Source organism: Plantactinospora sp. DSM 117369, assembly GCF_053764795.1.
Genome location: NZ_CM132446.1, coordinates 806,987 through 827,624, shown reverse-complemented (window position 1 = coordinate 827,624; position 20,638 = coordinate 806,987). Strand labels below are relative to the sequence as shown.

Below are 20,638 nucleotides of genomic sequence, written 5' to 3'. Positions count from 1 at the left end.
CCCGGGGCGGCGGTGCCTACTAATCCACGTGGGCGAGATAACCCGAGAGGGTACGGTCCAGGATCTCCGGGCCGGGCCGGGCCCACACCTCGGCGTTGAAGACCTCGACCTCGATCGGCCCGCGGTAGCCGGCGGCGTCCACCGCCTCCCGGAACCGGCGCAGCTGCACGCAGCCGTCGCCGGGCAGCGCCCGGCCGAGCAGTACCCCCTCGGGTAGCGGGGTCGCCCAGTCGGCGACCTGGAAGCAGGCGATCCGGTCCTCCCGGCCGGCCCGGGCGATCTGCGCCCAGACCTGGTCGTCCCACCAGATGTGGTAGGTGTCCACCACCACCCCGACCGTCTCGGCGGGATGCGGCGCGGCCAGGTCCAGCGCCTGGCCGAGGCTGGAGACCACGCAACGGTCGGAGCAGTACATCGGGTGCAGCGGCTCGATCGCCAGCCGTACCCCGGCGGCGCGGGCGTACGGCACCAGCTCGCCGATCGCCTCGCCGACGTGCGCGCGGGCCGCGTCCACGTCCCGGCTGCCCTCCGGCAGTCCGCCGGAGACCAGCACCAGCACCGGCGCCCCGAGGGTGGCGGCCTCGTCGATCGCCCGGCGGTTCTCGTCGTACCAGTCGGGGGTCTGGAAGAAACCGCCCCGGCACAGTGAGGTGACCGCGAGCCCGGACTCGCGCATCAGCGTGGCGGTCTTGTCCAGGCCGTGTTCGAGGGTCTCCTCCCGCCAGAGACCGACCTGGGTGACCCCGGTCGACAGGCAGCCGGCGACCAGTTCGGGAATCGGCCAGTATTTGGCGGTGGCCTGGTTGAACGAGAACCGCTCCCGGACGGTGGTCATCGGTTCCCACCGTCGAGGTCCGGGATCTCGATGCGCCGGCCGTCCCGAGCGGAGGCCAGCCCCAGCTCGGCGAGCTGCACCCCCCGGGCACCCGCCCACAGGTCCCAGCTGTACGGCTCGTCGGCGACCACATGCCGGAGGAACAGCTCCCACTGCGCCTTGAAGCCGTTGTCGAACTCCTCGTTGTCCGGTACGACCTGCCACTGTGACCGGAAGTCCTCGGTCGCCGGCAGGTCCGGGTTCCACACCGGCTTGGGCGTGCTGGCCCGGTGCTGGATCCGGCAGTTGCGCAGCCCGGCCACCGCGCTGCCCTCGGTGCCGTCGACCTGGAACTCGACCAGCTCGTCCCGGTAGACCCGGACCGACCAGGAGGAGTTGATCTGGGCCACGATCCGGCCCGACTGCCCCGGCCGCTCGATCTCGAAGATGCCGTACGCGGCGTCGTCGGCGGTGGCGTCATAGCGCTCGCCTGCCTCGTCCCAGCGTTCGGGGATGTGCGTCGTGACGTGCGCGGTCACCGCCGCGACCCGGCCGAAGATCTGCTCCAGCACGTAGTGCCAGTGCGGGAACATGTCGACCGTGATGCCGCCGCCGTCGGCGGCCCGGTAGTTCCAGGAGGGCCGCTGGGCCGCCTGCCAGTCACCCTCGAAGACCCAGTAGCCGAACTCGCCGCGTACCGAGAGGATGCGGCCGAAGAAGCCGCCCTTGACCAGCCGGTCGAGCTTGCGCAGGCCGGGCAGGAAGAGCTTGTCCTGCACCACGCCGTGCTTGATGCCGGCGGCGTCGGCGAGCCGGGCCAGCTCGATCGCGCCGGAGAGGTCCTCGGCGGTCGGCTTCTCGGTGTAGATGTGCTTGCCGGCCTCGATCGCCAGCTTCAGCGCCTTCTCCCGCTGGGCGGTGACCTGCGAGTCGAAGTAGATCTGCACGTCCGGGCGGGCCAGCGCGGCGGGCAGGTCGGTGGTCCACTCGGTGAGCCCGTGCCGCTGGGCGATCTCCTGGAGCTTGGCCTCGCTGCGGCCGACCAGGATCGGTTCGGGCCAGAGCCGGCGGCCGTCGGGCAGCGCCAGCCCGCCCTGCTCCCGGATGGCCAGAAGTGACCGGACCAGGTGCTGCCGGTAGCCCATCCGGCCGGTCACGCCGTTGAGCACGATGCCGATCGTGGTGCGGCCCATGTACGTCGCCTCCTCAGGCTGGCTGATCCGCGGGTGCCACTCGTCGAGCGCGCGGGGGTACGTGGTGCGGGGGGATCGTCCTGGCGCGCGATGGTCGCGGTGGAGCACGCCGTACGTCGGTAAGCGCTTTCCCGATTACGCTACCGACTCCGTTCCGATTCGGGCAAGAGCCTGCCGGCACGCCGGTGATCTCCAGCCGCCGGGGTCACCCAGCCCGCGACGGCCGTGAATGGCCTGGACCGCGCCGCGCTATCCTCACCTGCAACCGGCCACCGGGCGGCCGGGGAAGGACGCAGTCGATGGCCACTCTGGCGGATGTCGCGCGGCGGGCCGGCGTGTCACCCGCCACCGCGTCGAGGATCATCAACGGCAGCCCCAAGCCGGTGACCGACGCGCTCCGCGAGCGGGTGCTGGCGGCGGTCGAGGAGTTGCAGTACGTGCCGAACGCGCACGCCCAGCAGCTCGCCCGCAACCACCGCAGCGCGGTCGGCGTGATCGTGCACGACGTCTCCGACCCGTACTTCGCGGAGATCACCCGAGGACTGCAGCGGGTGGCCACCGAGCACGGCCGGCTGGTCATCATCTGCAACACCTACCGGGACCCGGACAAGGAACTGGAGTACGTCGAGCTGCTCCGGGCCAACCAGGCCGCCGCGATCATCCTGGCCGGCTCCGGCTACCACGACGAGCAGTTCACCAACACCCTCGACGCCAAACTGCGGGTCTACCAGTCCACCGGGGGGCACGTGGCGGTGATCGGCCGGCACGAGCACAGCGGGCACGCCGTCATCCCGGCGAACGAGGCCGGCGGGCACCTGATCGGCGCCGAACTGTACGGCCTCGGGCACACCCGGATCGGGGTCGTCGCCGGGCCGCGCCATCTCACCACCACCACCGACCGGCTCGCCGGGCTGCGCCGGGCCGCCCGGGAACACGGCCAGAAGCTCACCCCCCGGCAGATCGTCTACGCCGACTTCGACCGCTCGGGCGGCACCGCCGCCACCGCCACCCTGCTGGACAGCTACCCCGGCGTCACCGCCATCGTCGCGTTGAACGACTCGATGGCGATCGGCGCGCTCGCGCTGCTGCGGTCCCGGAGCATCGAGGTACCGGGCCAGATCAGTGTGGTCGGCTTCGACGACATGCCGATCGCCCAGGACGTGACGCCCGCGCTCACCACGATCCGGCTGCCCCTGGCCGACATGGGAGCCCGGGCGATGACCCTCGCGCTGCAACCGCCCGAGCCGCTGAACACCCCGCAGATCGAGCACGTCGCCGCGGAGCTCGTCCGCCGGGAGAGCAGCGGCCCGCCGGCCGGCGACCGGTAGCCGCGACCCCGCCTTCGATTTGGCGTCGCCGCCCTCTCGGCGCCCGGCGTGGCGAGTTGCGCGATATCTCGTACGTATGTTCGAATACTGGCCATGCGCTGGGAAAACCTGACGTCGGCTCCCCCCGACAGCGGGACCCCTCCGGGGGCGGCGCCGGCGGCTCCACCCCTGCCGCTGGCGCTGCCCGGCGCGACCGTCCGCACCTTCGACACTCCTGGCTTCGCCGGCATGACGTTCTACGAGGTGCGCGCCAAATCAATCATCAACAGGGTGCCGGGCACCTCGCGGGTGCCGTTCCAGTGGACGATCAACCCCTACCGGGGGTGCAGCCACGCCTGCGCCTACTGCCTGGCCGGCGATACCGCGATCCTGCTCGCCGACGGGCGCACCCGGCTCCTGGCCGAGCTGCGGATCGGCGACCAGATCTACGGCACCGTGGCGCAGGGCAACCACCGGCGCTACGTCCGGACGGAGGTGCTGGCGCACTGGTCGACGGTGAAGCCGGCGTACCGGATCGTCCTGGCGGACGGCACCGAGCTGACCGCCAGCGGCGACCATCGGTTCCTCACCCCGCGCGGCTGGAAGCACGTCGTCGGCGCGCTGCCCGGCGAGCCGCCCCGGCCCTATCTGGCGATCACCGACAGCCTGGTCGGCACCGGTCGGGCCACGCCCGGTCCCGCCGACCTCCCCGCCGGTGGGCTCGACGGGACGATCCTCGGCGGCCGGGCGCTGCTGCGGATCCGCAGCATCGAGCCACTCGACCAGGAGCTCCAGCTCTACGACATCACCACCGGCACCGGCGACTTCGTCGCCAACGGGGTGGTCAGCCACAACTGCTTCGCCCGGGGCACGCACACCTATCTCGACCTCGACGCCGGCCGCGACTTCGACAGCAAGGTGGTCGTCAAGGTCAACGCGGGAGAGCTGGTCCGCCGCGAGCTGGCGGCGCCGAAGTGGTCGGGCGAGCAGATCGCGATGGGCACCAACGTCGACTGCTACCAGCGGGCCGAGGGGCGCTACCGGCTGATGCCGCCGATCCTCACGGCGCTGCGCGACTTCGCCAACCCGTTCTCGATCCTGACCAAGGGCACCCTGATCCTGCGGGACCTGCCCCTGCTCCAGCAGGCGGCCACGGTCACCCAGGTCGGCGTCTCGATGTCGATCGGCTTCGTCGACGAGCGGATGTGGCGTTCCGTCGAGTCGGGCACGCCCAGTCCGCGACGCCGGCTCGACGCGGTACGCCGGCTCGCCGACGCCGGCTTCGCGGTCGGGGTGCTGATGGCCCCGATCCTGCCCGGGCTGACCGACGGCGACGAGTCGATCGAGGAGACGGTGGCCGCGATCGCGGCGGCTGGCGCGGTGAGCGTCACCCCGCTGCCACTGCACCTGCGTCCCGGTGCCCGGGAGTGGTACGCGAGCTGGCTGGCCCGGGAGTTCCCGCACCTGGTGCCGCACTACCGGACCCTCTTCAGCCGGGGCTCCTACCTGCCGCAGGCATACCAGCGCGAGCTGACCGCCCGGGTGCGGATGGCGGCCCGCCGCCACGGCCTGCACCGCGCCGAGCCGGGTGAGGCCCGCCAGGTGCCGGTGCCGGCCCCGGCACCCGCCGTCGAACAGCTCACCCTGCTCTGACCGGCTTCCCGCCGGCCGGCGCTACCGTCCGGGCCTCCCGGGGTCCACCTCCGGGTCGAGCGGGGCTGACGGCATGGAACCGAGCTACTGTCGCGGGGTGCGTAGTCCTCAGCAGATCCTGGCCGAAGCCGGGGTGATCGCCGTGGTCGGGGCGTCCCGCGACCCGGGCAAGCCGGCGCACAGCGTCCCGGCGCTGATGCAGCGGTACGGCTGGCGGATCATCCCGGTCAACCCGGTGGCGGACGAACTCTTCGGGGAGCGGGTCTACCGCTCACTGGCCGAGATCCCGCACCCGGTCGACCTGGTCGACGTGTTCCGGCCGGCCGAGGACGCCGTGCAGGTGGTCCGCGAGGCGGTGGCGATCGGCGCTCCGGCGGTCTGGCTGCAGCTCGGCATCGTCTCGGCCGAGGCCCGGCGGATCGCCGAGGAGGGCGGCATCGACTACGTCGAGGACCGCTGCCTGGCGGTGGAACGCGCCACTGCCGGACTGTCCCGGCTGAACTGACCGCCCCGCCGGAACTCGGCGACTCCTCTCCTGCACCGCACGGCGCGTCATCCCGGACATTTGCCGTGAAAGGCGGCGCCGACGGGTAGCGTTCCCCGGTGAGGAGGGCAACGCCATGAGCAACCCAGGGCAGGGTGAGCCGCCGGATCCGCATGGATCCCCGGCGCAGCCCCCACCCGGCTCCGGCGACCGCCCCGGCCAGTACGGCGGCCAGCCCGGCCAGTACGGCTATCCCGGTCAACCCGAGCAGCCCGGCCAGCCCGGCCAGTACGGCTACCCGGGCCAAGCCGAGCAGCCCGGCTACTACGGCCAGCCCGGTCAGTACGGCTACCAGAACCAGCCCGGCTACTACGGACAGCCGGGCCAGCCTGGCGGGCAGGGCGAGCCCGGCTACTACGGTCAGCCCGGCCGGCAGTCCGGCGTCAACCTGCTGGCGATCCTCTCCCTGGTCTTCGCCTTCGTCTTCGCGCCGGCCGGCATCGTGCTCGGGCACCTGGCCCGACGCCAGATCCGCCGCACCGGCGAACAGGGCGGCCAGTTGGCCACCTGGGGGCTGATCCTCAGCTACGTCTTCACCGCGCTCTACCTGATCGGCTGCTGCGGCTGGCTTGCCCTGGTGAGCTGGGCCGGCGCGGAGGGCGACGGCGGCACGTACTGACCCCGGTCGGGCGGTGCTTCGGGTCCGCCGGGACCGCCCACCCGACCGGTGACGGGAGGGCTTGCCGGCTACCGGTACTCCGCCTCCCGCACGCTGTTGCCGCCGTCCACCACCAGCATCTGTCCGGTGATGTACGAGGCGGCCGGCGAGCACAGGAAGGCGATCGCGGCGGCGACCTCGTCCGGGGTACCGGGGCGGCCGACCGGGGTGCCGAGCCCCTGCTTCAGTTCGGCCATGGTGGACGCCGCGGTGTAGATGGTCCCCGGCGCCACCGCGTTGACGGTGACCCCGTCGGCGATCATCTCCATCGCGAGCGCCCGGGTCAGCCCGACGACACCGGCCTTCGCGGCCGCGTACGCCGCCTCGGTGGGCAGTGCGTTGACCGGGCCGGCGGTGGCGGCGAGGTTGACGATCCGCCCCCAGCCCCGTTCGGCCATGCCGCCGCTGAACGCCCGACTGCACAGGAACGCCGTACTCAGGTTGCGTTCGATCTCCCGGTGCCACTCGTCGTAGCTCAACTGGGCGACCGGCCGGAGCACCTCGGGACTCGCCCGGCTCGCCAACCCGGCGTTGTTGACCAGTACCTCCACCTCGCCGAGTTGCTCGACGATGGCGTCCGCCAGCGCGCCGACCTCGGCCTCGTCGGTGAGGTCGGCAACGAAGCCCGTCGCGCCCAGCTCGGTGGCCCGGTCGTGGATCCGGCGGGTGGTCGAGACGATCGCCACCCGGGCACCGAGCGCGCAGAGCCGGCGGGCGGTCGCGTACCCGATGCCGTCCGCACTGCCGGCGCCGGTGACCAACGCCACCCGCCCGTCCAGCCGCATTGTCACCGGTTCGGCGTCGCCGGCCGGCGCTGCCGGCCGACCCGGGTCGATGCTCTGCGAGACGGTGCCTTGCGAGCCGGTACGGGGCCGGCGGGCCAGCGCGGGGCGCGTGGCGTCCCGGCGAGGCCGATTACCGGATCTGTCCCCGGCACGCGCGTCGAATACCATGTCCGCGATCCTGCCCGGTCCAGGCGATACGGGCAACGCCGCAGCGCCGTGGCACCGCGCCGACCGCGCGTCGGCCGAGCCGGCCGGCATGCGGCTGAGAGCGGCCGGCACGGCGGGCCGAGACCCGCCCCGCACGTCGGGCAACGGCCGCCGGCCGGATATGGGGACACCGATCTGGCGAACGCCGACTACCCTGGCGACGCATCCGAACGGACGAAGTGAGAGACCTCGAATGACCGACCCCCAGCAGAGCGGCTACTCCAGCGATCCGTCCTGGCAGGCACAACCACCGGCCCAACCCGGGGGCTACCAGGATCCGGGCTACCAGCCCATGTACCAGGACCCGACGGTGCAGGCAGCCAGCCCTGCCCAGCCCTACCAGCCCGGATATCCGACCGACGCCGGCTATCCGACCCCGGCGTACCCGGCCGGCACGGATCCGATCAGCGGCCAGCCGGTGATGGCTCCGGGCTATCCACCGGCCGGCTATCCGGTCGTCACCCCGGGTCCGTCGACCAACGGCCTGTCGATCGCCGCGATGGTGGTCGCCATCGTGGGCGCGCTCGGGCTCTGCGGGTACGGGCTGGGCGGCTACCTCGGCGCCGTCGGGGCGATCATGGGACACGTCGCCAGCAAGCAGATCCGCGAGCGCGGCGAGGGCGGCGCGGGATTCGCCAAGGCCGGCATCATCGTCGGCTGGATCTCCACCGCCATCGCGGTCCTCGCCACCATCGCCATCGTCATCTTCTTCGTCTGGTTGGCCAACCAACCGTCGTCGTCGTACGACAGCGGCTACTGAGCATCGACACCGGCTACTGAGCATCCGGACCAGCAGGAGGCGCCGTGAACCCCGGCAGCACCGGTAACCCGTCCGAGCCCACCAGCGACCCGGGTGTCGTCGCACAGCCGGCCCTCGACGCGGGGCAGTACCCGGGACCGGCCGGCGAAGCGCCGCAGCCGGGTTGGACGCCGGGCCACCCCGGCTACTCCGGCTACCCGTACGTGGTGCGCCGGCCGACGAACGGGATGGCGATCGCGGCGATGGTCACCGGGATCGTCGCCCTGTTCAGTTGCCAGCTCGTCGGCGGGGTCGCGGTCTATCTGGCGAAGAAGGCGCGTACCGAGATCCAGGCGAGCGGCGAGGAGGGCAGCGGCTTCGCCACCGCCGGCCTGGTGCTCGGCTGGGTCTCCCTCGGGTTGGCAGCCCTGGGTCTGCTCTTCTTCCTCGCCTACCTGGGCTTCATGGGCGTGCTCTTCGCCACCACGGCGAGCACCTCGGGCTGATCCCCGGCCGGCCCAAGATATTCGCCGGCCGGCCGGAGATGGTGACCGCGCTCCGGCCGATGCGGCCGCCGTCGGCCGGTGTCCGGTGCACCCGGCCGGTCAGCCGTTTCGGTGCGTCCCTCGGGAGCGCGGCTCGCCGTCCGGCAGGGGACCGGCCTCCGGTGGGGCGGGTAGCGGCTCCGGGTGGACCCCGGCGCCGGGGCGCCGGGCGGCCCGCGCCTCGCCGTGCAGCACGACGGCGACGCCGGCCAGCAGCAGGACCAGCCCGGGCAGGGCGGCCGTCCGGGGTACCTGGCCCAGCCAGACCCAGGCGAGCAGCGCGGCGCCGGGCGCTTCGAGCAGGAAGAGCACGCTGATCGTGGTCGCCGAGATCCGGCGCAACGCGTAGTTGAACATCGAGTGCCCGAGCAGTTGGGCTCCCACCACCAGCCCCAGTACGGCGAGCCAGGTGCCGGCGTCGTAGCCGCCGAGGCGTACGCCCCCGGCCAGGCAGACCACCAGCAGCGCCGCCGCGCAGACCCCGTAGCAGATGGTGGTGTAGCCGAGGGTGCTGATGGTGCTCCGGGCCCGTTCGCCGAGGGCGGTGTAGACCGCCGCCGCCATGCCACCGGCGACCGCGAGCAGGTCACCGGCGACGGCCCGGGCGGAGACCCCGAAGTCGGCGCCGACCGCCCAGATCGCGCCGACCACCGCCAGCCCGATGCCGAGCCAGGCGACCGCGGAGAGCCGCCGGCCCTGGCCGAGCGCGATCAGCCCCTGCCAGACCGGCTGGGTGACCACCAGCGCGGTGGCGGCGGCGACCGAGGTCAATTGGGCGCTCGGCATCCAGGTGGCGAAGTGCACCGCGAGGGCGAGACCGGCGAGCACGCAGTAGCCCGCGTCCCGGCGGCCGGCGCCCCTGGCCAGCGCCCGGAACTCGGCCCGGCGCCGGAAGAGCGCGACCGGCCCGAGCACGCCGACCGCGAGGAAGTTCCGCCAGAACGCGATGGCCAGCGCGGGCGCGGCGGCGAACGCGATCAACGGCGCCGACGACGACACCGCCGCGACGGCGACCGCGACCGCGCCGATGCTCAGCGGGTCGATCGAGGTCCGGGCCGGTGGTACGGCGACAGGCACGGAAAAATCCTCACATGTCACTGCGGGCCACCATCTGGTCGACAAGTCGTTACTATCGTCCGATCGCGCCTGGCTCCATCCGGTTCCGGAGGCCTGCTCCCCCATGCCCACATACCGGTACCCCTCCCCGACAGACCGCTGTTCCGCTCCCGACGCCCAGCCCCGACCGGATCGGTCGGACCAGGGCGGGGAGCGACGATTACCCGCGTACCGGGCGGTGATCTTCGACTTCTTCGGCACCCTCACCTGCGCCAGCCGGCGGGGGCAGCAGCACGCGGCGGTCGCCGCACTGCTCGGCTGTGCCGTGGAGGCGCTGGTCGAGGTGCTCGACCGGTCCTTCTACCTGCGCGCCAGCGGGGCGCTCGGCGACGCCACCGACACCATGCGCTGGATCTGCGCGCAGGCCGGTGCCCGACCCTCCGCCGCCGACCTGCGCGCCGCCGTCGAGGCCCGGGTCGAAGCGGTACGCGCCGACACCCGACTCCGCCCCGAGGCGGTGACCGTGCTGCGCGCCGTACGGCGTCGTGGCGCCCGCACCGCGCTGGTCAGTGACTGTACCCACGAACTTCCCGCCTTCCTGCCGCAACTGCCGGTCGCGCCCCTGCTCGACGCGCCGGTCTTCTCGGTGCAGGTCGGCCGCTGCAAGCCCGATCCGGCGATCTATCTCGCCGCCTGCCACCGGCTGGGTGTCGCCCCGGCAGACTGCCTCTACGTCGGCGACGGCGGCAGCCAGGAACTCACCGGCGCCGCCCGGGCCGGGATGACCGCGATCCGGCTGGCCGCTGCCGACCTCGACGGTCACCTCGTCTTCAACCGGGACCGTGGCTGGACCGGTCCGGCACTCAGCTCGCTGACCGAGGTCCCCGGGCTGCTCGACGTACCCCCGAGCCGGCCCGGGTCGGAGCCGGCGGGTTCCGTGCCGATCCCGGGTGAGGCAGGATGCGGGGTGTGACGGACGAGCAGGTGGCCCCGGTCTCGCCGCTGGTGACGGAGGCGGTGAAGAAGGCGGCCGTGGCGTGGGTGGCGGTCGGCGACCGGCCGCCGGTGGCGCTGTGGTGCGTCCCACTCGACGGCGGACTGTACGTGGTGAGTGGCCCCGGCGAGCAGTCCGCGCCGGGACTTGCCGAGGCGCACACCGCGACGGTGACGCTGCGCGGCGACCACGGCGGGCGGATCGTCACCTGGCCGGCCGAGGTGTCCCGGGTCGCACCGGAGAGCGAGCAGTGGGCGACGGTGGCCCCCCAGGTGGCGGCCAAGCGGCTCAACGCCTCCGGCAGTCCGGCCGACCTGGCCGAGCGGTGGAGGGCTGGCTGCGTGCTCAGCCGGCTGGCCCCGGCCGGCTCGCCGCTGGCCGCCGGGCAGACCCTGCCGGACGACTCGCTCGCCGCCCCGCCGCGCGAGGCCGCCCCGGTGCGGCAGACCCGCCGGCCGTTCCGGTTGCACCGGGTCCGGCGCCGCTGACCGGGCCGCCGTCGATGGACCAGCGGCGCGAACCGCACAGCGGCACAAAAGCGCCGCGCGCCTCAAGGGGCTAGGCGCGCGGCGAACTTCAACGATCGTCGCACTCCAACGGGTACGGCGTCTACCGTCAAATCGCCAATTTCCCCACTCATGGCTGAACGCCCGACTTGCCGCCCCCGCCGTACTCGTTCGCTTCGTCTGCCGAGTGCTGCTCAGCGCCCATCTGTCCCGGTGCGGCCGGCCAGTCGGACCGGCCGGCGACGTAGCATGGCGAACATGTCTGCTCCAGCCGTTCCCGGCCAGGAGGCCGCCGCCTCCGGCACCGACTCCGCCGTCCGGCCCACGAACGCCGTCGAGGAGGCGGTGCACGCCGCGCTCGCCACCGTCGACGACCCGGAGATCCGCCGGCCGATCACCGAACTCGGCATGGTGCGCTCCGCCGTGGTCGCCGCCGACGGCACGGTACGGGTGGAACTGCTGCTCACCGTCGCCGGCTGCCCGCTGCGGGACAAGCTGCGTACCGACATCACCGCAGCGGTCGGCGCGGTGCCGGGCGTGACCGGAGTCACCATCGACTTCGGCGTGATGAGCCCGGAGCAGCGGCAGGCGCTCCAGGCCCGACTGCGCGGCGGCGGGCAGAGCCAGGAGCCGGTGATCCCGTTCGCCCAGCCCGGCTCCCGGACCCGGGTCTACGCCGTGGCCAGCGGCAAGGGCGGGGTCGGCAAGTCGAGTGTCACGGTCAACCTGGCCGCCGCACTCGCCGCCAAGGGGCTCGCGGTGGGCGTCGTCGACGCGGACATCTACGGCCACTCCGTGCCTCGGATGCTCGGCGTCGAAGGCCGGCCGACCCGGGTCGAAGACATGATCATGCCACCCCAGTCGCACGGGGTGAAGGTGATCTCGATCGGCATGTTCACCGACGGCAACGCGGCGGTGGTCTGGCGGGGCCCGATGCTGCACCGCGCGTTGCAGCAGTTCCTCGCCGACGTCTACTGGGGCGACCTCGACGTCCTGCTGCTGGACCTGCCGCCGGGCACCGGCGACGTGGCCATCTCGCTGGCCCAGTTGCTGCCCAACGCGGAGATCCTGGTGGTGACCACGCCGCAGACGGCGGCGGCCGAGGTGGCCGAGCGGGCCGGCGGGATCGCCCTGCAGACCCACCAGCGGCTGGTCGGGGTGGTGGAGAACATGTCGTGGCTGGACCTGCCGGACGGCTCCCGGATGGAGGTCTTCGGCTCCGGCGGCGGCGCCATGGTCGCCGAGTCGCTGACCAGGGTGATCGGCGCACAGGTACCGCTGCTGGGTCAGATCCCGCTGGACACCCGGGTACGCGAGGCTGGCGACGCCGGTGACCCGGTCGTACTCGCCGAGCCGGAGGCGCCGGCCGCCAAGGCGCTGGCCGCGGTCGCGGACCGGCTGGCCGTACGCCGCGAGTCGCTGCTCGGCAAGCCCCTCGGGCTCCGCCCCACCGGTCGCTGATCCCACGGCGGCCGGCGGTCCGGGCGTCCATGTCGGCGCCCGGCGCCGGATCAGCGTGGCGTCAGCGCCCCAGCGGGGCGTCAGCGCCTCGCGCGGAGTGGCGTCAGCCGCCTCGGATCAGGGGCGCCGGGTCAGGTGGCGTCGACGTCGAAGGCGTGGCGCCCGGCCGGCGTCACGTCGCTGCCGGTACCCGAGGTCGAGGCGGTCGAGCCGCTGGACGAGCGGATGTCCGCCGAGGCCGCGACGTCGTCGACCTCCCGGCGTACGTCGGTCAGGTCGGAGCGGAGCTTCTCGAACGTCCCCTCCAGCGGCTTCCGGATCGCCTGCTCGTCTTCCTCGCTCAACAGGTGCTTGCGGATGAACGCCTTCGGGTGCAGATCCTCTAGCTGGATGTCGGTGCCCAGCTCGCGGCTCAGGTCGCCGGTGGCGTTGCGGGCCATGTTGCGCAGGTTGCGCAGCATCCGGAGGCCGTCGCTGATCACGGTCGGCAGCCGGTCGCCGAAGATCAGCAGCGCGACCAGCAGCAGCGCACCGATCTCCCACCAGTTCAGGTTCTCGAACACGACTGCCTCCTCATCCCCGCCCCCGGCAAGAGTACGCACGTCCTGGCGGGCGGGGGGAGGGGGAGCGGGGCGCTACTTCGCGTCGGCGGCCAGGGTCACCGAGGCGGCCTGCCGCTCCGGCCCGCGCCGGTACTCGACGTTCACCACCGAGCCGGGTGCGTACTTGCGGACCAGCGCGATCAGGTCGCTCGGATCCTCCAGCGGCTTGCCGTCGATTTTGAGAACCACGTCACCGGCGCGCAGCCCGGCGGCGGCGGCCGGCCCGGTCGGCTCGACGGCGGAGATCCGCACCCCGCCCGACCCGCCGGAGCGGGTGCCGCCGACCGTCGCGCCGATCACGGTCCGGCGGGCCTTACCGGTGTCGATGATCTCCTGGGCCAACCGCTTGGCCTGGTTGATCGGGATCGCGAAGGCCAGGCCGACGTTGCCGGCGGTTTCCTCGTCGGCGGCCGGCGTCTGGATCACCGAGTTCACCCCGATCACCCGCCCGCCACCGTCGACCAGCGGCCCGCCGGAGTTGCCCCGGTTCACCGCGGCGTCGGTCTGGATGGCGGCGTAGTAGCGCACCTGCCCACCCGCTTCACCCTGTCGGAACGTCCGGTCCAGCGCGCTGACGATGCCGGCGGTGACGGTGTTGGCCAGCGACAGCGGCGTACCGAAGGCGAGCACCGGGTCGCCGACCGCCACGGCGTCCGAGTCGCCGAACTCCACCGGCTTGAGGCCGGTCCGGGACACCTTGATCACGGCGATGTCCGCCTCGGGATCCTTGCCGACCACCTCGGCCGGTGCGGTGGAGCCGTCGTTGAACACCACCGTCGCGGTGTCGGCGCCGACCCCGACCACGTGGTCGTTGGTGATCACGTAGCCGTCCTGGCTGACCACGAACCCGGAGCCGAGACCGATGCCGCCGTTGCCGCTGACCCGTACCGTGACGACGCTGGGCAGCAGCCGCTCCGCGACACCGGCCAGCGAGTCGGGTGGCCGGCGGGCCGTGGCGGGCGGCTCTGCGGCGGTCGAACCGAGCGCGGTCGTACCGCCGGCACCGCCGCGCACCGCGAAGGCGTACCCGAGTGAACCGCCGAGCGCGCCGGCAAGCAGCGCGGTGATCAGCGAGACCAGGAAGACCGGGGCCAGCCCGCGCCGCCCGGCGGTGGCCGGGTCGCTCACCGGCTCGGGTTCGGCGCCCGTCCCCGAGGCCGGCGCCGCCTGCACCACCACGGCCGCCGGAGTGGCCGGGTTCCGCCACGGGTCGTGCAGCGCGTCGGACCACCACGGGGACGATCCCGGGGCGGCGGCCGACCCGGGCACCGCCGGCGTGCCTACCGTCGAGGGCGTCGGCGGCGGGGGATTCCCCGGCGTCGCCGTCCCGTCGGGCTGGCGCCAGTTCCAGCCGTCCGTCACGTTCGCTGCCTCCCAGTCCGTCCCTGAAGCCGGGCGCCGCGCGGGCCGGGGCGACCGGTTCCGGCCGCGGCGTCCGGGTTCCGCATCCAGGATCGCACGGATGGCCGATTACCGGTCATCGGTTGGTCCGAGGCAGCGGCGCTGTCCGAGGTACGCGCCTGCCGATCACGTACCGCCACCCTTAGGCTCATACCCGCAACCCCGCCCCGGTCCGCCGTCCCACCGCCGCCGTTCCACCGTCACCCCGCGAACCCGCCGTCCGCAAGCTCCGCCCGCCGGAAATCCCGGCACTCCCCCGAGACGCACCGCAGACCGAGTTTCCCTCCCCAGGTTCCATCCCCAGCCGAGTCCCTCGCCGCCCGGAGGTGCCCCATCGCCACGGTCGCCCGGTCAGTCAGTACGACGACCGCCCAAGCACTCCAGTTCGCCGAAGCGTACGTCGCCGAGGACCTGGTCCTGCGTACCGCCCGCAGCCTGGCCAGGGAGGTCGGGCTGGACGCCGTCACGCCGGGGACCGGTGCCACGCTCCGGCTGCTGGCCGCGGCCGGCAGTGCGCGAGCCGTCGTGGAGATCGGCACCGGTACCGGGGTCAGCGGACTCTGGCTGCTCCGCGGCATGCGCCCCGACGGCATCCTGACCACGATCGACGTGGAGACGGAACACCAGCGGATCGCCCGGCGGATCTTCCAGGAGGCGGGCTTCGCCTCCGGGCGTACCCGGATCATCACCGGCCGGGCGCTGGACGTGTTGCCCCGGCTAGCCGACGGTGTCTACGACCTGATCTTCGTCGACTCGGAGGTCGCGGAGTACAGCGCCTGTGTCGAGGCGGCGCTGCGGCTGCTGCGCCCCGGCGGGGTACTCGCGCTGCACGGCGCGCTGGCCGCCGGCCGGATCGGCGACCCGGCCGCCCGGGACGTGGAGACGGTGACCGTCCGGGAGGTGGTCAAGGCGGTCCGCGAGTCGGAGGAGTGGACCCCTGCGCTGCTGCCCACCGGCGAGGGACTGCTCGTCGCGGTCAAGCGCTGACCGGACCCGGTCCAACCCCGGCCGGACCCTCCCGCACCGGCTACGGCTGCGTCGCCAGCCAGCGCGGCGCTACGGCTGCGCAGTGCTACGGCTGCGTCGCCAGCCAGCGCGGTGCTACGGCTGCGTCGCCAGCCAGCGCAGCAGGGTGCGTACGCCCCAGCCGGTCGCGCCCTTGACCAGCTCGCCGTCGTTGCCGTCGGACCAGGACGGCGCCGACATGTCCAGGTGTACCCAGCGGTCCCGCAGGTCACCGGCGAACTCCCGGAGGTAGAGCGCGGCGGTGACCGATCCGGCGCCGTGGTTCGGGGCGCTGTAGAGGTCGGCGATCTCGCTGCCGAGGTATTCGGCGTAGTCGGTGGGGAGCGGCATCCGCCAGGCCCGCTCGCCGGCCGCCTCGGCCGCCGCCAGCACCGCCTCGGCCAGCTCGTCGGTGTCGCTGTAGAGGGCGGCGGTCCGCTTGCCGAGCGCGACCGCGTTCGCCCCGGTGAGGGTGGCGAGGTCGACCAGCAGGTCCGGCCCGAGCCGCGCCGCGGCGTAGCCGAGCGCGTCGGCCAGCACCAGCCGGCCCTCGGCGTCGGTGTTGGTGCTCTCGCTGGTCAGCCCGTTGTAGTGCCGCACCACGTCGCCCGGCCGGTACGCCGAGCCGCTGACCATGTTCTCGGCGAGCGGGGCGAGCGCGGTGACCCGGACCGGTAGCCGGAGCGCGGCGGCGCCGAGAACGGCGGCGACCACGGCCGCCGCACCGCCCATGTCCTTGCGCATCAGCTTCATGCCGTCCCGGGGCTTGATCGAGACGCCGCCGGTGTCGAAGGTGATGCCCTTGCCGACGAGTACCACGTGCCGGCCCGCACCCTCGGGCCGCCAGCTCAGCTCGACCAGCCGGGGCCCCTGCGCCGATCCCCCGCCGACGGCGAGGATGCCGCCGAACCCCTCGGCGGCGAGCCGGTCCGGCTCCCGGACCTCGACGGTCAGCCCGTCCCGGCCGGCGGCCGCCTCGACCACCCGGTCGGCGAACCAGGCCGGGCTCTTCACCGAGGAGGGGGTGTTGGTCAGGTCCCGGGCGAACCGGGTCGCCTCGGCGACCACCCGGGCGGTGTGCAGAGCCGCCCGGTAGGGCTCCGGGTCGGCGACCGCGAGCAGCACCTCGGTCAGCGCGGGCGGGTCGCCGGCGGCTCCGTCGGCGTCGGGCATCCGGAACCGGTACGACGCCAGCCAGATCCCTTCGGCGAGCCCGCGTACCACCTCCGGGGTGGCATCGGCCGGAATCGCTATAGTGATCGAACTCTCACGCGTGGCCGCCCGGACCACCGCCGCCCCGGCAGACCGCCAGCCGGCCTCGTCGCCGTCACCCACACCGGCCAGCAGCAGCCGGGTCGGGGTGCCCTGCGGCCGGATCGACCGGTGCAGCGCGCCCGCGCCCCCGGGCTGGTCGAGGTACGGCAGCAGCGCGGTCGCCTCGGCGGCCAGCTCGGCAGGCAGGGCGAGAAAGGTGGGCAGCACTCGGCCGGCCGGCTCGGTGCCGTCCTGGGTACCCGATCCGGCCTGGTCGGTCGGGCCCGGGTCGATCCGTGCCGGCCCGGCGGCGGGCTCACCCGGCGGCTCCGGAGGTGCGACCGGCAGGGCCAGGGTCTCGAACCCGCTCGGGTCGACTACCAGACGGATCGACAGCACGCCGGCGTTACCTCCAGACGATCTTGTGTGGGCGGGAGAAACACCCGCCCGGCATCACGACCCTGGGCCACCGGCGACACCGCCGGTGGCCCAGGGTGAGAAACCCCGCCGGACGAGACGTACCGCCCGGAGGAGTCGGCGTTCACTTAGCCGGCGGCGGCCTTCAGCGCGTCACCGAGCGCGTTGGCCTCGTCGGGAGTCATCTCGACGACGAGCCGGCCACCACCCTCCAGCGGAACCCGCATGACGATGCCCCGGCCCTCCTTGGTGACTTCCAGCGGACCGTCGCCCGTCCGCGGCTTCATCGCCGCCATGTTGTCTCCCCTCAGACCTTCATCAGGGTCGGTGGGTTACCCCACATCCATTTGGTCAGCATCACCGCCCAAGGCCGCGGTGCCGACCAACGATTTTCCCTGATGAACACCGCCGGACCCAAACCGAACCAGCGTTGATGTAACAGCATCTAGCTTATCTTGAGAAGGGGTGTCACAATGTGCGGTCATGCAGGCACGGTCGGCACTCTTCGACCTGTACGGCGACTACCTCCGCTCCCGGGGTGGACGCGCACCGGTGTCCGCGCTGGTCAAACTACTATCCCCGCTCGGCATCGCCGCACCCGCGGTCCGTACCGCGGTCTCCCGGATGGTCCGGCAGGGCTGGCTGCACCCGCTCCGACTGGCCGCCGGACCGGGCTATCTGCTCACCCCGAGAGCGGCCCGACGACTCGACGAGGCGGCGGCCCGGATCTACCGCACCGGCAAGATCGGATGGGACGGCCGATTCGACCTCATCGTGCTTGAAAACGGCACGAACCGACGGGACCGGCAACGCCTCGCCGCCAACCTGAGCTATCTGGGCTACGGCATGCTCGACGAGCAGACCTGGGTCGCCACCCGGCCCGGCGAGGACGTGGACGCCCTGCTGACCGAGGCCGGGGTGCGCTACGAGCGGTTCACCGCCGCGCACACCGCCGGCACGCCCGGGGCGATGGGGGTGGTCCGGCGGGCCTGGGACCTCGACGAGATCGCCAACGCGTACCAGGAGTTCGTCTCCGAGCAGCGGCCGCTGCTCGCCGCGGTGACCGTACGCAGCTGCGACGAGGACGCGTACGCGGCCCGGTTCCGGCTCGTGCACGCATGGCGTACCTTCCTCTTCCGGGACCCGCAACTGCCTCCCGCGCTACTGCCCGAGCGGTGGCCCGGGACCAGCGCGGCAGCTTTCTTCGACCGGCACGCCGCGCGGCTGCGCCCGGCCGCCGACCGCTTCGTCGAGCAGTGCCTCGACGGAAACCACCGGACCGCCCGACAGAAGGGTCAACACCCGTGACCGAGCCGTTGCTCATCGACCGCTCCGACTCCGTGGTCACGCTGACCCTGAACCGGCCGGCCGCGATGAACGCGCTGGACGTGGCGCTGAAGGAGGCGCTGCGGGACACCCTGGCCGAGTTGGAGCACGACCGCTCCTGCCGCGCGGTGGTGCTCGCCGGTGCCGGGTCGGCCTTCTGCGCCGGCCAGGACCTGCGGGAACACGCTGCCACGCTGGCCGATGGCGGCACCGACCCGCTCGACACGGTCCGGACCCACTACAACCCGATCGCCTCCCGGCTGGCCAGCCTGCCCAAGCCGGTGATCGCGGCGGTACGCGGCATGGCGGCGGGCGCCGGAGCCTCGCTCGCCTTCCTCGCCGACTTCCGGATCGGCGGCCCCGGTACGAGCTTCCTGCTGGCCTTCGCCAAGGTCGGCCTGGCCGGCGACACCGGCGCCTCCTGGTCGCTGCCCCGGCTGGTCGGCCACGCCAAGGCGGTCGAGCTGCTGATGCTCGCCGAGCCGGTACCGGCCGACGAGGCGTACCGGATCGGGCTGCTGAATCGGCTGGTCGACGACGAGCAGGTGCTGGAGACCGCGCAGGAGCTGGCCGTCCGGCTGGCCGCCGGACCGACGGTGGCGTACGGGGCGATCAAGCGGCAGCTCTCGGTCGGCGACGCCGGCACCCTCTCCGAGGCGCTGGCCGCCGAGGCCCAGGCGCAGGCGATCTGCGGCGCCACCGCCGACCACCGGGCCGCCACCACCGCCTTCGTGGAGAAGCGCCGGCCGACGTTCGAGGGCCGCTGACCATCCCCGGGCACCGGCATCGCCGGAATCACCGCTGACGCAGACCGATCTCGATCGCCGGCCTTCCGAGCTCGTACCCAACCGGCCTAGGGTCAGCCGCATGGTCGATCGGGACGCCGTCGTACACCTGCTGCGCCGCGCCACCTTCGGGCCGACAGTCGCCGAGGTGGAGGCGGCCGGACGCGCCGGGCTGGCGGCCACGCTGGATCGGTTGCTCAGCCCGGTCGGCACCGACCCCGGCGCGGCGGCCACCCCGCCCCCCGAACTCGGCGCCGACCCGTACGCCGGGATCACCAGGGAGTCCGGTCGGGAGCAGCGGCAGCAGGCCCAGAAGCAGCGGGCGGAACAGGTACGCGGGCTGGTCGACTGGTGGCTGGACCGGATGGTCGCCGCCGAGCACCAGCTCACCGAGAAGCTGGTCTTCTTCTGGCACGGGCACTGGGCGACCAGCGTACGCAAGGTGCGCTCTGCCCAGCTCATGCTCGGGCAGCTAGACACCTTCCGGCGGTACGGCCGGGGGCCGTTCGAGGCACTGGTCCGGGCGATGGTGCGGGATCCGGCGCTGATCCTCTGGCTGGACGGGCAGAAGAACACCCGTACCGCCCCGAACGAGAACCTGGCCCGGGAGCTGATGGAGCTGTTCACCCTCGGCATCGGGCACTACACCGAGGCGGACGTCAAGGCCGGGGCGCGGGCGCTGACCGGCTGGCAGGTCGACCGGCGTACCGGCGAGGCGCGGTTCGTCCGGCGCCGGCACGATCCGGCCGGGAAGACGATCCTGGGCCAGACGGCGGCGTTCGACGCCGACTCGTACGCCCGGCTGCTGGCCGCCCGCCCCGAGGCCGGCGCCTTCGTCTCGGCTCGGCTCTGGGCCCGGTTCGCCAGCGCCGACGCGCCGCCACCGGAGGCGCTGGCCGGTGGCACCACCGTCGAGGTGCTCCGGGCGCTCTTCACCGCGCCGGAGTTCGGGCAGGCCCGGGGCGGGCTGGTGAAGCAGCCGGTGGAGTGGGCGGTCGGGGCGATGCGCCAGCTCGGCATCCGGCCCGGCAAGCTCCCCGACCAGCAGCGCCGGGAACTGGCCAACCGGCTGGCCGGGATGGACCAGGTGCCGCTGCGACCGCCGAGCGTCGGTGGCTGGCCGGCCGGCCCGGCCTGGCTGACCACCTCGTCGTTGCAGGCCCGGATGCGGCTGGCCGCGCTGCTGGCCGGGGCCGCGGCCCCGCAGGTGACCCGGCGGCTCGCCGGCACCGCCCGGGACGACCGGCCGGAGGCGCTGGCCCGACTGCTGGTGGTGGAGCGCTGGACGCCACGCACCCGGGCCGCCCTGGCCCCGCTGGCCGACGACCCGCGCCGGCTGCTGGTCGCCGGGCTGGTCAGCCCCGAGTACACGGTCAGTTGACGAGG

21 protein-coding genes are annotated in these 20,638 nt (G+C 73.3%); 13 read left to right on the top strand and 8 right to left on the bottom strand.

The features are described 5' to 3' along the window. Positions 1-19: 19 nt before the first annotated feature. Both ACSMXO_RS03830 and ACSMXO_RS03825 read right to left on the bottom strand, forming a co-directional pair. Positions 20-835, bottom strand: coding sequence for a sugar phosphate isomerase/epimerase family protein (locus ACSMXO_RS03830; protein WP_455416703.1), 816 nt, complete (start codon positions 833-835; stop codon positions 20-22). Continuing rightward, positions 832-2,007 carry a Gfo/Idh/MocA family protein gene (locus ACSMXO_RS03825; RefSeq protein WP_346259846.1) on the bottom strand — a complete coding sequence of 392 codons (1,176 nt, stop codon included), beginning with the start codon at positions 2,005-2,007 and terminating at the stop codon, positions 832-834. Before ACSMXO_RS03825 ends, ACSMXO_RS03830 begins: the two co-directional genes overlap by 4 nt. Positions 2,008-2,306: 299 nt before the next feature. On the opposite strand from ACSMXO_RS03825, the gene ACSMXO_RS03820 reads away from it, so the two are divergent. The 4 genes from ACSMXO_RS03820 (at position 2,307) to ACSMXO_RS03805 (ending at position 6,130) form a co-directional block, all read left to right on the top strand. Beyond that, positions 2,307-3,335 (top strand): LacI family DNA-binding transcriptional regulator, encoded by a 1,029-nt coding sequence (locus tag ACSMXO_RS03820; RefSeq protein WP_455416702.1) that lies wholly within the window; start codon positions 2,307-2,309, stop codon positions 3,333-3,335. A 93-nt stretch (positions 3,336-3,428) separates the two neighbouring features. Then, the gene (locus ACSMXO_RS03815; protein WP_346259848.1) at positions 3,429-4,967 is read left to right on the top strand and encodes an Rv2578c family radical SAM protein; all 1,539 of its coding nucleotides are present in this window, start codon (positions 3,429-3,431) and stop codon (positions 4,965-4,967) included. A gap of 97 nt (positions 4,968-5,064) precedes the next feature. Next, the gene (locus ACSMXO_RS03810) at positions 5,065-5,472 is read left to right on the top strand and encodes a CoA-binding protein (protein ID WP_346259849.1); all 408 of its coding nucleotides are present in this window, start codon (positions 5,065-5,067) and stop codon (positions 5,470-5,472) included. A gap of 115 nt (positions 5,473-5,587) precedes the next feature. Continuing rightward, entirely contained in the window at positions 5,588-6,130 is a 543-nt protein-coding gene (locus ACSMXO_RS03805; RefSeq protein ID WP_455416701.1) for a DUF4190 domain-containing protein, read from the top strand. A 68-nt stretch (positions 6,131-6,198) separates the two neighbouring features. Here ACSMXO_RS03805 and ACSMXO_RS03800 read toward each other — a convergent pair whose 3' ends face one another. Beyond that, entirely contained in the window at positions 6,199-7,053 is an 855-nt protein-coding gene (locus tag ACSMXO_RS03800) for an SDR family NAD(P)-dependent oxidoreductase (protein ID WP_455419163.1), read from the bottom strand. 301 nt (positions 7,054-7,354) lie between these two features. Between ACSMXO_RS03800 and ACSMXO_RS03795 the strand changes: the two genes are divergently transcribed. Further along, complete coding sequence (locus ACSMXO_RS03795; RefSeq protein WP_455416700.1) at positions 7,355-7,921, top strand: DUF4190 domain-containing protein; 567 nt, start codon at positions 7,355-7,357, stop codon at positions 7,919-7,921. A 44-nt stretch (positions 7,922-7,965) separates the two neighbouring features. Continuing rightward, on the top strand, positions 7,966-8,406 hold the full coding sequence (locus ACSMXO_RS03790) for a DUF4190 domain-containing protein (protein ID WP_346259853.1): 441 nt from the start codon (positions 7,966-7,968) through the stop codon (positions 8,404-8,406). A gap of 99 nt (positions 8,407-8,505) precedes the next feature. Here the strand turns inward: ACSMXO_RS03790 and ACSMXO_RS03785 are convergent, their stop codons facing one another. Next, positions 8,506-9,522, bottom strand: coding sequence for a DMT family transporter (locus ACSMXO_RS03785; protein ID WP_455416699.1), 1,017 nt, complete (start codon positions 9,520-9,522; stop codon positions 8,506-8,508). Positions 9,523-9,739: 217 nt separating this feature from the next. On the opposite strand from ACSMXO_RS03785, the gene ACSMXO_RS03780 reads away from it, so the two are divergent. The 3 genes from ACSMXO_RS03780 to ACSMXO_RS03770 all read left to right on the top strand — a co-directional run bounded on the left by ACSMXO_RS03780 (position 9,740) and on the right by ACSMXO_RS03770 (position 12,462). Further along, complete coding sequence (locus ACSMXO_RS03780; RefSeq protein ID WP_346259855.1) at positions 9,740-10,474, top strand: HAD family hydrolase; 735 nt, start codon at positions 9,740-9,742, stop codon at positions 10,472-10,474. Further along, positions 10,462-10,983 carry a hypothetical protein gene (locus ACSMXO_RS03775; protein ID WP_455416698.1) on the top strand — a complete coding sequence of 174 codons (522 nt, stop codon included), beginning with the start codon at positions 10,462-10,464 and terminating at the stop codon, positions 10,981-10,983. Before ACSMXO_RS03780 ends, ACSMXO_RS03775 begins: the two co-directional genes overlap by 13 nt. A gap of 276 nt (positions 10,984-11,259) precedes the next feature. Then, complete coding sequence (locus ACSMXO_RS03770) at positions 11,260-12,462, top strand: Mrp/NBP35 family ATP-binding protein (RefSeq protein ID WP_346259857.1); 1,203 nt, start codon at positions 11,260-11,262, stop codon at positions 12,460-12,462. A gap of 131 nt (positions 12,463-12,593) precedes the next feature. On the opposite strand, the gene ACSMXO_RS03765 is transcribed toward ACSMXO_RS03770, so the two are convergent. Continuing rightward, positions 12,594-13,025: a Sec-independent protein translocase family protein gene (locus ACSMXO_RS03765; protein WP_346259858.1), complete on the bottom strand. Its 432-nt coding sequence runs from the start codon at positions 13,023-13,025 to the stop codon at positions 12,594-12,596. 72 nt (positions 13,026-13,097) lie between these two features. Continuing rightward, entirely contained in the window at positions 13,098-14,426 is a 1,329-nt protein-coding gene (locus ACSMXO_RS03760; RefSeq protein WP_455416697.1) for a S1C family serine protease, read from the bottom strand. 450 nt (positions 14,427-14,876) lie between these two features. On the opposite strand from ACSMXO_RS03760, the gene ACSMXO_RS03755 reads away from it, so the two are divergent. Next, positions 14,877-15,452 (top strand): O-methyltransferase, encoded by a 576-nt coding sequence (locus tag ACSMXO_RS03755; RefSeq protein WP_239312401.1) that lies wholly within the window; start codon positions 14,877-14,879, stop codon positions 15,450-15,452. 114 nt (positions 15,453-15,566) lie between these two features. Here the strand turns inward: ACSMXO_RS03755 and ACSMXO_RS03750 are convergent, their stop codons facing one another. Both ACSMXO_RS03750 and ACSMXO_RS03745 read right to left on the bottom strand, forming a co-directional pair. After that, on the bottom strand, positions 15,567-17,123 hold the full coding sequence (locus ACSMXO_RS03750) for a leucyl aminopeptidase (RefSeq protein ID WP_455416696.1): 1,557 nt from the start codon (positions 17,121-17,123) through the stop codon (positions 15,567-15,569). 146 nt (positions 17,124-17,269) lie between these two features. After that, positions 17,270-17,437 carry a DUF3117 domain-containing protein gene (locus ACSMXO_RS03745; RefSeq protein ID WP_007455245.1) on the bottom strand — a complete coding sequence of 56 codons (168 nt, stop codon included), beginning with the start codon at positions 17,435-17,437 and terminating at the stop codon, positions 17,270-17,272. 187 nt (positions 17,438-17,624) lie between these two features. Between ACSMXO_RS03745 and ACSMXO_RS03740 the strand changes: the two genes are divergently transcribed. From ACSMXO_RS03740 to ACSMXO_RS03730, 3 genes are all read left to right on the top strand, one after another. Then, entirely contained in the window at positions 17,625-18,449 is an 825-nt protein-coding gene (locus ACSMXO_RS03740; RefSeq protein WP_455416695.1) for a PaaX family transcriptional regulator, read from the top strand. Then, positions 18,446-19,234, top strand: a complete 789-nt coding sequence (locus ACSMXO_RS03735; RefSeq protein WP_346259861.1) for an enoyl-CoA hydratase-related protein — start codon at positions 18,446-18,448, stop codon at positions 19,232-19,234. Before ACSMXO_RS03740 ends, ACSMXO_RS03735 begins: the two co-directional genes overlap by 4 nt. A 100-nt stretch (positions 19,235-19,334) precedes the next feature. Next, complete coding sequence (locus ACSMXO_RS03730; protein ID WP_455416694.1) at positions 19,335-20,633, top strand: DUF1800 domain-containing protein; 1,299 nt, start codon at positions 19,335-19,337, stop codon at positions 20,631-20,633. Positions 20,634-20,638: the final 5 nt, after the last annotated feature.

Bases quoted from the DNA above. Each gene is read 5' to 3' on its own strand.
- ACSMXO_RS03805 (WP_455416701.1), top strand. From the start codon at position 5,588: ATGAGCAACCCAGGGCAGGGTGAGCCGCCGGATCCGCATGGATCCCCG.
- ACSMXO_RS03740 (WP_455416695.1), top strand. From the start codon at position 17,625: ATGCAGGCACGGTCGGCACTCTTCGACCTGTACGGCGACTACCTCCGC.
- ACSMXO_RS03820 (WP_455416702.1), top strand. From the start codon at position 2,307: ATGGCCACTCTGGCGGATGTCGCGCGGCGGGCCGGCGTGTCACCCGCC.
- ACSMXO_RS03830 (WP_455416703.1), bottom strand. From the start codon at position 835: ATGACCACCGTCCGGGAGCGGTTCTCGTTCAACCAGGCCACCGCCAAA.
- ACSMXO_RS03770 (WP_346259857.1), top strand. From the start codon at position 11,260: ATGTCTGCTCCAGCCGTTCCCGGCCAGGAGGCCGCCGCCTCCGGCACC.
- ACSMXO_RS03795 (WP_455416700.1), top strand. From the start codon at position 7,355: ATGACCGACCCCCAGCAGAGCGGCTACTCCAGCGATCCGTCCTGGCAG.
- ACSMXO_RS03815 (WP_346259848.1), top strand. From the start codon at position 3,429: ATGCGCTGGGAAAACCTGACGTCGGCTCCCCCCGACAGCGGGACCCCT.
- ACSMXO_RS03730 (WP_455416694.1), top strand. From the start codon at position 19,335: ATGGTCGATCGGGACGCCGTCGTACACCTGCTGCGCCGCGCCACCTTC.
- ACSMXO_RS03775 (WP_455416698.1), top strand. From the start codon at position 10,462: ATGCGGGGTGTGACGGACGAGCAGGTGGCCCCGGTCTCGCCGCTGGTG.
- ACSMXO_RS03825 (WP_346259846.1), bottom strand. From the start codon at position 2,007: ATGGGCCGCACCACGATCGGCATCGTGCTCAACGGCGTGACCGGCCGG.
- ACSMXO_RS03745 (WP_007455245.1), bottom strand. From the start codon at position 17,437: ATGGCGGCGATGAAGCCGCGGACGGGCGACGGTCCGCTGGAAGTCACC.